This is a genomic window from Veillonella sp. T14073-2 (assembly GCF_002959875.1).
GTDB classification, from domain to species: Bacteria; Bacillota; Negativicutes; order Veillonellales; family Veillonellaceae; genus Veillonella; species Veillonella infantium.
In genome coordinates this window covers 112,844-127,184 of record NZ_PPDC01000006.1, presented here as the reverse complement: position 1 = coordinate 127,184, position 14,341 = coordinate 112,844, and the positions used below count along the sequence as shown (strand labels likewise).

Here is a 14,341-nt window from a genome sequence, read left to right as displayed (position 1 = left end):
AAAAAGAGAGCTATTAGTTTACATAAAAAAATCTCTCCTCCTATGATTAGGAGAAGAGATGTATTCTATTATTTCTTGAGTTTTTTAGCTATCAAAGATGCCCCTACTACGAGGATTACTGCAGCTATTTTGATGAACAGTGCATATGGTTCAACACTATGAGCAATCAATGTATCCTCTACTGCCATACCAGCACCTACCCAGCCAAGGATACCGCCGCCAACGTATAGGATAATTGGGAAGCGTTCGATGACTTTCACAAATAAAGTACTGCCATAAATGATGATTGGTACAGTTATGAGCATACCAATGGCTACCATTGTCATATGACCACCTGCAGCACCAACTACACCGATAACATTATCGATACCCATGATACCGTCAGCAATAACAATAGTTGTAATGGCTGCGCGTAAATTATCCTTAGCTTCGATATTATGCTCGCTTTCATCATCAGCAACCAGCTTGTATCCAATCCATAAGAGGAGGATACCACCTACTAAACGAAGTGCAGGAATATTGTTCAATGCCTCTACAAATAGGAATGCCATAACAAGGCGTAAAATAATAGCGCCGGCTGTGCCCCAGAAGATGGCTTTCTTCTGTAAATGTGCTGGCAAGTTACGAGCTGCCATACCAATTACAATGGCATTGTCGCCAGCAAGTAAGATATCGATAACGATGATCTGAAGCATCGCTAATAAACCTTGTACAGATAAGATGTCCAATGTATCCTCCTTAGAATATAACTATAGTATATATATTATAATCGATATAGTTCAGTAGTGTAAAATTCAATTTGTAAAATATATATTCATTTTTAGCATACTCCATTCATATTAATATGAGAATCATAACACTACAAATGGAAGTTCTAGGATATAAAAAATCATTAATTATAGATTCATAATAGACTAATCAATAATATATATTTAATTCCCAATTCTCAAGGAATTTATCTATTAAATTAGGCTACTTTATGATATCGTATAATATATCATTAATAAGGGAGGTAAATATGTATCAAACATATTCTATATTACAAAAGTTATGGTTGTTCATTAAGCTATTTACTCCTATGTGCATAACGCAATTTTCCCTTATAGGTGGTACATTTATAGCCATCTTTTTAACGGGACAATATAGTACGATAGATTTAGCAGGGGTTGCTACGGGGTATAATTTATGGCTCCTATTCTATATCTTTGCACAAGGAACATTATTAGGTATTACACCGATTATTTCTCAGTTATTAGGGGCTAAGAAAACAGATGATATCGCAACCATCTTCTACCAAGGCCTTTATATAGGTACGGGCTTAGCATTCATCATTTTAATGATTGGACTCTTTGGCTTACGTCCACTACTGACAGCCCTCAATCTTGAACCGGCAGCAGCAGAGGTATGTATTAGTTATCTGAAAGCTTTCGCTATAGGTTTATTCCCTCTACTTTGGGTTAATACATTACGCAATACAGTCGACAGTCATGGATTAACACATTATTCTATGGCCATCGTATTTACAAGCTTTATTGTGAACGTATTCTTGAACTACTCGCTCATCTTTGGGCATTTCGGATTTCCTGAAATCGGTGGTGTCGGTGCTGGCTATGGTATAGCAGGTACTTGCTGGACTAACTTTATTCTCTTCAGCTTAGTATTACTATTACATCCGAAGTTAAAGGGATATCGTATCTTTAAAGACTTCAGTAAACCAAGTTTTCACTACATTCGCGAACAGCTACATATAGGTATTCCTATTGGCTTTTCCATCTTCTTAGAAGCTAGTATCTTTAGTATTGCTGGCCTATTGATGGTTCACTTTGGATCCGCCGTCGTAGCTGCTCATCAATCTGTTATTTCCTTTACCAATGTATTCTACTGTTTACCTCTTAGTATCGCTATGGCCTCTACCATTGCAGTTGCATATGAACTTGGGGCAGGTCGTAAACAAGAGGCTATCCAGTACTCTTATATTTCTCGCATCTTAGCCATTGTATTGGCTATCATGATTTGTACATTTACGTTTACTAATATGGATGCTATTGCAGATCTCTTTACAAATGATGATGAAGTATACAAGCTTATCTACAGCTTCCTTGGATACGGTGTATTCTTCTCTGCTATCGATGCCATAGGTACCCCATTGCAAGGTATATTGAGGGCTTATAAGGATGTAAAAGTAGTTCTTTATATTTCCCTCGTTTCCTATTGGGGCGTATGCTTCCCTACGGCCTATATTCTCGCCAAAAATCCTAATTATGGACCATTTGGCGTATGGATTGGCTTACTCTCTAGCGTACTAGTAGCGGGTATATTATTCACCTGGCGTACTTGGTACATTCAACGTAGACAAAACTAAATAACAATTAATACAGTAAAAGAGCATCTTATGTAAGATGCTCTTTTTTATTTCAATATATCTTGTTTTTCTACTTTGGACATACGGAAGAAATTATATAATGCTTCTGCCGTTTTATAGTTCATAGAGTCTACCTTTGAAAGCTCATCAATAGATGCTTCTTTCATAGCCTCTAAACTATTAAAATGCGCCCATAATGCTTTGCGGCGTTTAGGGCCAATCCCTTCTATATGATCTAAAATGGATTCCAAATTACGTTTCCCCCGCAATTTACGATGGTACGTAATGGCAAAGCGATGGGCTTCGTCACGTATTTGTTGTAGTAATTGAAGCTCTGGCGTGTGATGGCTCAAAATGATACTTTCAGATTGTCCTTCTACAAAGACCTCTTCAATGCGTTTAGCCAAGGAGATAACAGGCACATCAGTAACACCAACGGCACGAATTAACGGTAAGGCTGCGTTGAGCTGCCCTTTACCACCATCGATGATAATAAGGTCAGGCATAGGCCAATCTGTTTCATTACCGTAGCGACGCTCCATGATTTCTGCCATGGATTTGAAGTCATCTGGTTTACCTTGCGTAGTCTTCAATTTAAAACGACGATATTCCTTCTTCGCCGGCTTACCACCTTCAAAGACAACCATAGACGCCACCGTTTCGGCCCCTTGTGTATGGGAAATATCAAAGCATTCCATACGCTCTGGTAATCGTGGCAAGTCTAGGACTTCAGCTAGTTTTTTAACAGCCCCACCGGTCTTATCAATTTGGTGTTGCCACTGACGACGACGCTCTTCTAGGAAGGTTTCTGCATTCTCATGAGCCATCTTAATCATGTCCATCTTATAACCACGCTGTGGCACAGATACGTCTACATTTTGACCTTTAAGCTGTGTAAACCATTCCTTTAACAAATCTCTATCGGTGCTATCCATAGGTAATAATAATTCCTTTGGAATGAAGTTTGTATCTCCATAGTATTGCTTGATAAAGTCCGTCATAATCGTTTCTGGAGTATCTCCATCGTGTTGAACAAAATAATTCTCACGACCTAATAGTCGTCCACCACGGATGAATAATAGCTGTACACAGGCCATAGATGTGTCTACCGCAAGACCTAACACATCTAGGTCGCCTCGCTGTGTAACCATGCGTTGCTTTTCTTGTATCTTTTCAATACTAGATAACTGATCGCGATAGCGTGCTGCATCTTCAAAGCGTAAGTCTTCTGCAGCTATTTCCATCTTTTCCTTGATTTCTTTAAGCAATGGTATAGGCTTACCTTCAAAGAGTTCTACAATTTCATCGATGTATTTCCGATAGTCCGGTATAGATATTTTATTAAAGCACGGCGCTTCACAGTAGTGCATATGATATTGCAAACATGGTCGCTCCACCTTCATAGACTTACATGTCCTGAGTGGATAGTACTGGCGTATTAATTTCAATACTACATGTACAGATGTTACATCTGTGAAAGGGCCAAAGTACTTGGCCCCATCTCGTTCAAGCCGGCGCGTCATATATACACGTGGGTAGTCCTCTTGTACTGAGATTTTTACGTACGGATACGTTTTATCATCGCGAAGCCTAATATTGTATTTAGGCTCATGCTCCTTGATGAGCGTGTTCTCTAAGATGAGCGCTTCCATTTCCGTCTTAGTTTGAATGATTTCTACATCGACGGCACGTTTCATCATGGCCGCAACCTTAGGCGCCCGATTGGCATCATTGCGCACATAGGAACGAACACGATTACGCAAGTTAATGGCCTTACCAACATAGATGATGCGGTTATATTGATCACGCCATAAATACACGCCCGGTGTAGTCGGCAAATGACTGACCTTCTCTAGTAATTCTTCAGATGGCATATGTCCTCCTTTCTTCGAAGATTTTTAGATATTTTATTTCTTATTTTTAGCTGCTTTCATAAATTTCTTAGTCTGTTCTAATACAGGGCCTAAGAATTTACCGGTATAGCTTTCTTTTACCTTGGCGATTTGCTCAGGCGTACCTGTTGCTACAATGGTACCACCGCGATTACCACCTTCTGGACCTAAATCGATAATATGATCCGCCATCTTAATAACATCTAAGTTATGTTCAATAACGACCACTGTATCTCCACCATCAACGAGTTTTTGTAGTACATCTAAGAGCTTACGAATATCTTCAGCATGTAAGCCTGTAGTAGGTTCATCAAGGATATAAAGGGTTTTGCCTGTACTACGACGAGCCAATTCAGTAGCTAATTTAACGCGTTGAGCCTCACCACCAGATAATGTTGTGGCAGCTTGACCTAAACGGATATAGCCAAGACCTACCTCTTGTAAGGTAATCATCTTACGATGAATTTTAGGGATAGCACTAAAGAATTCTACTGCATCATCTACCGTCATATCTAATACATCAGCAATGGATTTGCCTTTGTATTTAACCTCTAAGGTTTCGCGATTATAACGAGCGCCTTTACATATTTCGCAAGGTACGTATACATCTGGCAAGAAGTGCATTTCAATTTTAATAATACCATCTCCACGACAAGCTTCACAGCGACCGCCTTTTACGTTAAAGCTAAAGCGTCCTTGTTTATAGCCGCGCATCTTAGCCTCTGGTGTTTGGCTATAAAGCTCGCGTATAGCATCAAATACGCCGGTATAGGTAGCTGGATTAGAGCGAGGTGTACGACCAATAGGGCTTTGGTCAATATTAATGATTTTATCAATATGTTCTAAGCCGCGGATTTCTTTATGGTCCCCTACCTTATGGAAGGAACGGTACAACTGATTCGCTAAACCTTTATAAAGAATTTCATTGATTAAGGTAGACTTACCAGAACCACTGACACCAGTAACCACATTAAATAGGCCGATAGGGAATTTTACATTTACATTTTGTAAATTATTTTCCTTCGCACCGCGAATTTCGATGCAATTCTTACCTGGCTTACGTCGCTCTTCAGGGAGCGCTATAAATTTACGACCACTCAAATACTGACCAGTAATAGAATCTTTTACCTTCATCACTTCGTCTACTGTACCAGCTGCAATGATTTGACCACCATGTTCACCAGCACCTGGACCGATATCAACGAGATAGTCCGCTGCACGCATCGTATCTTCATCGTGTTCTACAACGAGCAAGGTATTACCTAAATCACGCAAGCCTTTTAAGGTATCGATGAGTCGATCATTATCTCGTTGATGTAGCCCTATGGACGGTTCGTCTAGGATGTACAATACACCTACCAACCCAGAGCCAATTTGTGTAGCTAGACGAATACGTTGAGCCTCACCACCGGAAAGGGTCCCTGCACTACGGTTCATGGTAAGGTAATCTAGGCCTACATTATTGAGGAACCCAAGACGAGCATTGATTTCCTTCAAAATTTGAGCACCAATCACTTGTTCCCGTTCCGTAAGCTGTAAGGTACCAAAGAAATCGAGTGCTTCTTTAATCGTTAACTGCGTTACCTCATTAATATTCTTATCCCCTACGGTAATGGCTAATACTTCAGGTTTAAGACGAGCCCCATGACAAGTAGTACAAGGCTTGATAGACATAAACTTTTCAAACTCTTCGCGCATGGAATCAGTAGATGCTTCACTATGACGGCGTTTTACCATTGGTAAAATACCTTCGTACTCCGTAAAGAATTCCTTCACTTCGCCGCGCATATTTTCGTACGTGAAAGCAACCTTATCTGTAGTGCCATACATTACTTTTTTCTGTAATACTTTTGGCAATTCATCATAAGTAGAATCTAAAGAGTATCCATTAGCTTTTAATAAACCTTCTACTTGACGCATAAACCATGCATTAGGATTAGAGCTCAATGCTTGCACACAACCATCAGCAAAGCTAATAGAGCCATCTGGAATAACGCGCTCTTCGTCTACTTCCATAGTGGATCCAATCCCCAAACATGATGGGCATGCGCCAAATGGGCTGTTGAAGGAGAACATGCGCGGTTCAATTTTTGGTAATGAAATATGACAATCTGGACATGCAAAGTGTTGACTATACATGTGTTCAGGGCCGTCTACCTCTTGAATCACTACGATGCCTTCCGCCCATTTTGATGCGGTCTCCATAGAGTCTGCCAAGCGGGATTCGATGCCTTCTTTTACAACGAGTCGGTCTACCACGATATCGATAGAGTGTTTTTTATTTTTCTCTAATGTAATATCTTCATCTAATGTACGTACAACGCCATCTACGCGAGCACGAACAAAACCTTCCTTGCGAAGTTGATCAAAGACGGATTTATGTTCCCCTTTTTTCCCTTGAATCATAGGCGCTAGTACTAAAATCTTAGTACCTTCTGGGAAGTTCATTACATCGTCTGTCATTTGTTGTATCGTTTGCTGTGTAATAGGCTTGCCACATTCAGGACAGTGAGCATGACCTACGCGAGCAAATAATAGACGCAAATAATCGTAAATCTCTGTTACAGTACCAACTGTAGAACGAGGGTTACGGCTTGTGGTCTTTTGGTCAATAGAAATAGCTGGAGATAAACCTTCAATATAGTCTACGTCGGGTTTATCCATTTGTCCCAAGAATTGACGTGCATACGCAGATAAAGACTCTACATAGCGTCGTTGCCCTTCTGCATAAATCGTATCGAATGCCAAGGACGATTTACCAGAACCACTGAGCCCCGTCAACACGATAAACTGGTCCCGTGGTAAGGATATATCTATATTTTTAAGGTTATGCTGACGCGCACCTTTTACAATCAATTGGTCTTTCATTATTTTCCCTATTTAAAGAGATGATACCAAACGGCATCATCTCTTCGATTACTAACATGAAATAATATATCTATATTATCGCACATATAGTCTATATAATCTATGTGTTTTATTACAATCTATATAATCTATGCGTTTTATTACAAGCTATTTACTCTTTGGACTAGTCCGCTTTCTACTTTTAGATGATGCCGGTTTTTTTAACATGCTTTCACCTGCGCTATGCATATCAGACCATTGTTGACGTAATACGCCCAATTGGTCACGCAACTTAGCGGCCTTTTCAAATTCAAGCTGCTTTGCAGCGGCCTTCATTTGACGATCCAGTTCTTCAATTTTATTGAACAACTCTTCTGGCGTTATATCTGCTACCTTAGGAGTAGATGTATCTTGTGCATATGGTTCGTGTCCATGGTCCATACCTGTTGTAGAGGATTTCTTTTTCCCCTTCTTCGGTGAAAAGTCCTTTCCATCGGTGACCATATCTTCTTCAATTTTCGTCAACTCAATAAGCTCTTTTACATCTTTAGAGACAGACTTAGGCGTAATATTATGTTCAATATTATAAGCCTCTTGTACGGCACGACGGCGATCGGTTTCATCAATAGCTCGTTGCATAGAGCCAGTTACGCGGTCAGCGTACATAATAACGTGACCATTCACATTACGAGCAGCCCGACCGATTGTTTGAATCATAGCCGTATCAGAACGTAAGAAACCTTCCTTATCTGCATCTAATATAGCTACTAGAGAAACCTCTGGCATATCTAGGCCTTCACGGAGCAGGTTAATACCAACCAGTACGTCAAAAACACCAGCCCGTAAATCACGAATAATTTCAGCACGCTCGATGGTAACGATATCAGAATGGAGATAACGAACGCGGACGCCCATTTCCTTTAAGAACTCCGTTAAATCCTCGGCCATCTTCTTCGTTAAGGTCGTAACGAGAACACGTTCATTCTTAGCTGCACGCTTATGAATTTCTCCTAGTAAGTCATCCATTTGCCCCTTAATAGGACGAATTTCAATAGATGGATCTAATAATCCTGTAGGACGAATAATTTGTTCTGCAATATTTGTTTCCACTTCCATTTCATATGGACCAGGTGTGGCTGATACATAGACGATTTGATTAATACGTTCTACGAATTCATCAAATTGAAGCGGTCTATTATCGAGTGCCGATGGTAGACGGAACCCATATTCGATAAGGGATTCCTTACGAGCACGGTCACCATTATACATGGCACGAATTTGCGGAATCGTTACATGAGACTCATCCACCATGATGAGGAAATCATCTGGGAAATAGTCTATCAATGTATATGGAGCTTCCCCAGCCTTACGTTCGGACATATGGCGTGAATAGTTTTCGATGCCTGAGCAATAGCCCATTTCTTGCATCATTTCTATATCGTAACGCGTACGTTGTTCAAGACGTTGCGCCTCAAGTAAATGGTCAGCTGCTTTTAACTTAGCTAACTGTTCATCTAATTCGGCTTCAATACGCTCTACAGCAATACGCATCTTATCTTTCGTTGTTACATAGTGAGATGCTGGATAGACTGCAACGTGCTTACGTTCAGCAATCACTTCACCTGTTAAAGCATCTACCTCTACAAGGCGATCGACTTCATCACCGAAGAGTTCCACCCGAATGGCTCTTTCACTATAGGCAGCAGGGAAAATCTCGATGGTATCACCCTGTACACGGAAGGTACCACGGATAAAGTTCATATCATTTCTCGTATACTGAATATCTACGAGTTTAGACAGAATTTCATCGCGAGATTTCGTCTGACCTAAACGCAAGGACAATACGAGTTCAGAGTAATCCTCAGGGTCACCTAAGCCGTAAATACAACTAACAGAGGCAACGATGATTACGTCGCGACGCTCGAAAAGACTCATAGTGGCACTATGTCGTAATTTATCGATTTCATCATTGATAGACGCATCCTTCTCAATGTACGTATCACTTGAAGGAATATATGCTTCTGGTTGATAGAAATCGTAATAAGACACAAAGTATTCTACCGCATTATTAGGGAAGAAACTTTTAAACTCGCTACATAATTGAGCAGCCAATGTTTTATTGTGTGCAATAATCAAGGTCGGTTTTTGTACCGCCTCAATAACCTTTGCCATCGTAAATGTCTTACCTGTGCCAGTAGCACCGAGCAAGACCTGAGCCCATTCACCGCGCTCAATACCCTCTGTTAGAGATTGTATGGCAGTTGGTTGGTCCCCAGTAGGCGTAAAGGGCGCCTCCACTTTAAATGGTTGGCCCCCTTCGTAATTATATGTATTATGTTTCATTACTGTTCATCCTGATGTTTACGGATAGCTTTGAGCTCTTCTTCAGATAGACGACGACCTGCATTTTCTGCTTGGTTCAACGTATCTTCACCTTCTAAGACTTCGATGAGCATAGCAATGGAGAAACGATCCAATGTAGGCGTAGTCTTTTGAATTTCATCAGCCATCATCCAATCTGATTCAGTATAGTTATTAATACGTTCTGTAATCTCTTCCCAGTTTGAAAGTAGCAATCTTGTAATAGGACGATATAATTCAATGCCGAAATACTCGATTAAGCTAACAATCTTTTCCATATTTTCTAGGCTAACATTACATTCATTTTTTTTATTTTCAGATTCTACATATTCAAGTAAGAATTCCCGGTTATATTTATTTGTCACCTTGAATCATTCCTTTATTAAATAGTGCATTAGCAAATTCTTTCGCATTAAATGGACGTAAATCATCCATGCCTTCGCCAACGCCAATCCAGCGCACTGGTACGCCTAGTTCCTCTTTAATAGAGATAACTACGCCACCTTTTGCTGTACCATCAAGTTTAGTCACCACAATGCCGTTTACTGGCACTGCTTGACCAAATAATTTAGCTTGGCTTACAGCATTTTGACCTGTAGTACCGTCGAGAACGAGCAATGTTTGATGCGGAGCCCCTTCTACGTGATTATTCGCTACGCGGCCCATCTTTTTAAGCTCTTCCATAAGATTAACTTTAGTGTGTAGACGACCTGCTGTATCGACGATAACGAGGTCTGCATTACGAGCTTTTGCCGCTTCCATTGCATCGTATACTACGGCTGCAGGATCAGCACCCTCTTTATGTTTAACGATAGGCACACCTACACGATCTGCCCAAATAGATAATTGGTCAGCTGCAGCGGCACGGAATGTATCACCTGCAGCGATAATAACCTTTTTACCTTCTTTAGTATAGTAGTTAGCCAATTTAGCGATAGTTGTTGTTTTACCAACGCCGTTTACACCCACAACAAGGATAACCTCTGGATGGTGAAGTGTAATTTCATCCTCTTGGTCAACAAGCATTTCTGTAATGCGGTCTTCCATAAATGGCATTACATCACCAGTATTGTTGATAATGCCTTCTGTTACACCACGACGAATTTCCTTCATCAAGTATTCTGTCGTTTTAGGACCAAGGTCACTAGTAAGCATAACTGCTTCTAAATCATCTAAGAAATCATCATCAATTTCTGCATAACCAATGATAACTGTCTCTACATTTTTTACAAAGGACTTACGAGTTTTTTCTAAGCCCTCTTTAATTTTATTAAAGAATCCGAATGCCATTATGCAAGATCCTCCTTCACATCTTCAAATGCTACTGTTAATAATCGCGATACGCCCCGTTCAACCATGGTTACCCCTTGTAATACTTCGGCAGCTTCCATAGTTTTCTTACGGTGAGATACTACGATAAATTGTGTTTCTTTATTTACTCGATTTAGGTAAGAACTAAATCTTTCTACATTAGCTTCATCAAGGGCTGCGTCAACTTCGTCAAGCACGCAGAACGGCGCAGGACGATAATCTAGGAACGAGAACAATAAAGCAATAACCGTAAGGGCACGCTCACCACCGGATAACAAGGTCAATTGTTGGCGTTTCTTCCCTGGCGGCTGAATGTAAAAGTCGATACCACCAGTCAAGATATTTTCTGGATCTGTCAGAACAATTTGAGCTGTACCACCACCAAATAGTTGGCTAAATACCTCTTGGAATCTGCGACCAACCACATCTAATACATCGTATAGCTGTGTACTCATAGCCTTATCCATTTCAGCAATAACCGCTTCCAATTGCTCCTTCGCCGTATCTAAATCCGCCAATTGTGTAGTTAAGAAATCATAGCGTTCTTTAGTTTCTTCGTATTCCTCAACGGCGTTTGGATTAACGGGACCAAGCTCAGCAATTTCAGCCATCAAACGAGCTTGTTCGTCCTTCCAATCAGTAACTGATCCTTCAATGCGAAGAGCCTGCGCATCTTCCAAGGTAAAACCCAGCTCTTGTAACTCTTCTACAAAGCGTTCGCAGTCCATGCGATAACGAGTAATTTTACCTTCCATATCAACGAGGCGACCTTGCACCACCTTATAGCGTTGGTTCAAACGGTCTTGCTCGCTAAGAATGGATTCTAACTCCTCACGACCTGTAGATGTTTTATCATAGGCTTCATCGCGAAGTGCACGCAAACGTTCAACTTCGGCTGTAGCTGAAGCCAGTTCACGGTCTGCCAATTCTTTAGCCTTAGGTAGCTCCTCTTCACAGCGCTCTGTAGTACTAATTAGTAAATTACGTAACGGTGTTAAGCGCTCTACAATGTTAGCAATGGATTGATTACGTTGTTCGCGCTGAGTTTCACGTTCCTTAATGGTTTGTCGCAACGTATCACAGGTGAGGCGAGCCTCTGTGAAAGCTTCATAAGCCTCTTGCTGTACCTTTTGTAATACAGTTAAACGCTCCATTAATGCCCCTTGATTACCATCTACACCGTGGTCTTCTTGCAAAGAAGCAAGAGCCGCTTCTTGATCTTTCAAGTTAGCCGTTGTACTAGCTAAATCAATATCAATTTGTAATAAACGTTGCTCTTCTTCACGGAGAACACGTTTCTTACGATCCATTTGATTTTGAATATTTTGTACCTTTGTTTCACTAGCCACATATAGTAAGTTCGTATGTTGGTAGCTTTCATCAAGGGTAGCTCGCTCTTTTTCAGCTTCTTCAACCTGTTTTTCAAGGTTTTCCAAGCTAGCTGTTAAGGAACGAATTCGGTCTTCAATTTGCAGGAGCTCTTGTTCAAGGCTAGCCGCCTCTTCCTTACGGCTCAAAACAGAGGCACGCTTACGCTTTGTAGCACCACCAGTTAAAGAACCACCAGGTTGGAACTGTTCCCCCGTAAGGGTTACAATGCGCAATTGTTGATTATATTTTTTTTGCAATCCAATAGCATCATCCATGGAGGATACTACCAAGGTGCGCCCCAATAAGTATTGGAAAATATGAGTGTATGTATTATCAAAGGAAATACAATCAACAGCAGTGCCTATTACACAACTTTCATGTAAAGCCGGCGTATCATAGGGTTTTCCTTTTACAGAACCCATCGGTAAGAAGGTTACTCGACCACCTTGGATAGATTTCAAATACTTAACGCCTTCTGCAGCAGCACGAGCTGTAGTAGTTACAACATGGTTAACACTACCACCTAATGCCGTTTCGATAGCCGTAGTATATTTATCTTCTACCGTAAAGAGATCACCAACAGCACCTGTAATTTGTTCGCGCCAAGCTCCTTTACCATTTAGGATATTCTTAGTACCTTCTAAATAGCCTTCATGTTGTTCTTCCCATTGGGCTAATAGTTCGATACGACCTTTAACACGTTGCTCTTGGGTACGTAATTTTTGTAATTCTTTGCGTTCTTCACGAGCTTGTATGGCTGCTTCTTTGCCGCCATCAACGAGGGCTTGTCGTTGTGCAGAAATAGCATTAAACTGTTGGCCTAATGTGTCAAATTCACCGCGAGCTACTTGTAATTCACTATCTACTTGACCTATTTCAGCCTTTAAAACCTCACATTGTTTTGTAGACTCTTCCTTACGAGCTTCTAAGCTACGAATACTAGCTTTTGCCGTTTCAATGGCACTCACAAGCTCTAATTGACGTTGCTCAAAGGCTTCTCGATTAGACTGCAAGGACTGGAACTTAGCTTGCTCGGCGGTAACATCTTCAACAGCTTTTTTATAGTTAGCTTCTAACTCTTCTAATTTAGATTCTTTCTCTACTAGTTGGGCGCTTTCATCTTGAATCAATTGATTTAAAATGCGTAATTGCTGCTCTTCACCCTTTTGCGTAGCCTCGAGCTCACTAATACGCATAGATATTTCATCTAGCTCACGGTGAGCGGTCTTTAACTGTTCTTCTAAAAGACGTAAATGACCAGCTAAACGCTCTTCATCACGTTGCTTTTCCGTATACTGAGCTTCCCACAATTTAAGCTGTTCTTGCTCTTTAGTGGAAGATGATTGCAATGTATGACGACGAGCTTCTAATTTGGACAATTCCGTTTGAAGCTCAATTTCTTCATCCTTAAAAGCAATATTATCGTTTTCAAAACGCGTTAAGAGCCGGTCTGATGTCTTGTAATTATGATAGCCCAATGCCCCATCATAGTCGCGCTTTGTACGACTTAAGGTCATATATTTCTTAGTCTTTTCAGCCTTTTCAGATAAAGGTCCAAGTTGTTCTTCAATGGTAGCCATAACGTCGCGTACACGTTCCATATTGCGGTCTGTGCTAGCAATACGACGCAATGCATCTTCTTTATTTATTTTAAAACGAGAAATACCTGCTACATCTTCAAAGATAAGACGACGTTCTTCAGGCTTAGAATTCAAGATGGCATCAATGCGGTTCTGACCGATAATGGCCATAGAGTCTTTACCAAGACCTGTATCGGCTAGTAATAGATGAATGTCTTTTAAACGACAAGAGCGCTTATTGATGAGGAATTCACTTTCACCAGTACGATATATACGACGTGTAATGGCTACCTCAGCCATATCTACATCTAGTTGATGGTCACTATTATCGAATACAAGAGTAACCTCAGCTGCACTCATTGGCTTACGCTTTTCCGTACCAGAGAAGATAATATCCTCTGCTTTTTGACCACGTAAATTACGGACATTGGATTCCCCTAAAACCCATTTCATAGCATCCGTAATATTACTTTTACCACTTCCGTTAGGCCCAATAACGGCAGTCATTCCTGGTGAGAATTTTACAACCGTTTTATCAGCAAACGATTTAAAGCCCTTTAATTCTAACCGAAGTAATTGCATGACTGCCTCCTTTCTACTAACAACCCCGAATAATC

The 14,341-nt window shown here is 40.7% G+C and carries 8 protein-coding genes; 1 reads left to right on the top strand and 7 read right to left on the bottom strand.

Annotated elements, in window-relative coordinates:
- Positions 1 to 68: 68 nt before the first annotated feature.
- A complete protein-coding gene (locus tag VCHSUH04_RS04015; protein WP_105085457.1) occupies positions 69 to 728 on the bottom strand; it encodes a TerC family protein in 660 nt (219 codons plus the stop codon).
- 290 nt (positions 729 to 1,018) lie between these two features.
- Here VCHSUH04_RS04015 and VCHSUH04_RS04010 point away from each other — a divergent pair, with 290 nt between their 5' ends.
- The gene (locus VCHSUH04_RS04010) at positions 1,019 to 2,362 is read left to right on the top strand and encodes an MATE family efflux transporter (RefSeq protein WP_105085456.1); all 1,344 of its coding nucleotides are present in this window, start codon (positions 1,019 to 1,021) and stop codon (positions 2,360 to 2,362) included.
- Positions 2,363 to 2,409: 47 nt separating this feature from the next.
- Here VCHSUH04_RS04010 and uvrC read toward each other — a convergent pair whose 3' ends face one another.
- The 6 genes from uvrC to smc all read right to left on the bottom strand — a co-directional run bounded on the left by uvrC (position 2,410) and on the right by smc (position 14,306).
- Positions 2,410 to 4,236, bottom strand: coding sequence for an excinuclease ABC subunit UvrC (gene uvrC, locus VCHSUH04_RS04005; protein WP_105085455.1), 1,827 nt, complete (start codon positions 4,234 to 4,236; stop codon positions 2,410 to 2,412).
- A 33-nt stretch (positions 4,237 to 4,269) separates the two neighbouring features.
- Complete coding sequence (uvrA, locus tag VCHSUH04_RS04000; RefSeq protein ID WP_105085454.1) at positions 4,270 to 7,122, bottom strand: excinuclease ABC subunit UvrA; 2,853 nt, start codon at positions 7,120 to 7,122, stop codon at positions 4,270 to 4,272.
- 147 nt (positions 7,123 to 7,269) lie between these two features.
- Positions 7,270 to 9,444 (bottom strand): excinuclease ABC subunit UvrB, encoded by a 2,175-nt coding sequence (gene uvrB, locus VCHSUH04_RS03995; RefSeq protein ID WP_105085453.1) that lies wholly within the window; start codon positions 9,442 to 9,444, stop codon positions 7,270 to 7,272.
- Complete coding sequence (locus VCHSUH04_RS03990) at positions 9,444 to 9,827, bottom strand: hypothetical protein (RefSeq protein WP_105085452.1); 384 nt, start codon at positions 9,825 to 9,827, stop codon at positions 9,444 to 9,446. The genes uvrB and VCHSUH04_RS03990 overlap by 1 nt, the downstream gene beginning before the upstream one ends.
- Positions 9,817 to 10,752 (bottom strand): signal recognition particle-docking protein FtsY, encoded by a 936-nt coding sequence (gene ftsY / locus VCHSUH04_RS03985; RefSeq protein ID WP_024066706.1) that lies wholly within the window; start codon positions 10,750 to 10,752, stop codon positions 9,817 to 9,819. Before ftsY ends, VCHSUH04_RS03990 begins: the two co-directional genes overlap by 11 nt.
- Entirely contained in the window at positions 10,752 to 14,306 is a 3,555-nt protein-coding gene (gene smc, locus VCHSUH04_RS03980; protein WP_105085451.1) for a chromosome segregation protein SMC, read from the bottom strand. Before smc ends, ftsY begins: the two co-directional genes overlap by 1 nt.
- Positions 14,307 to 14,341: the final 35 nt, after the last annotated feature.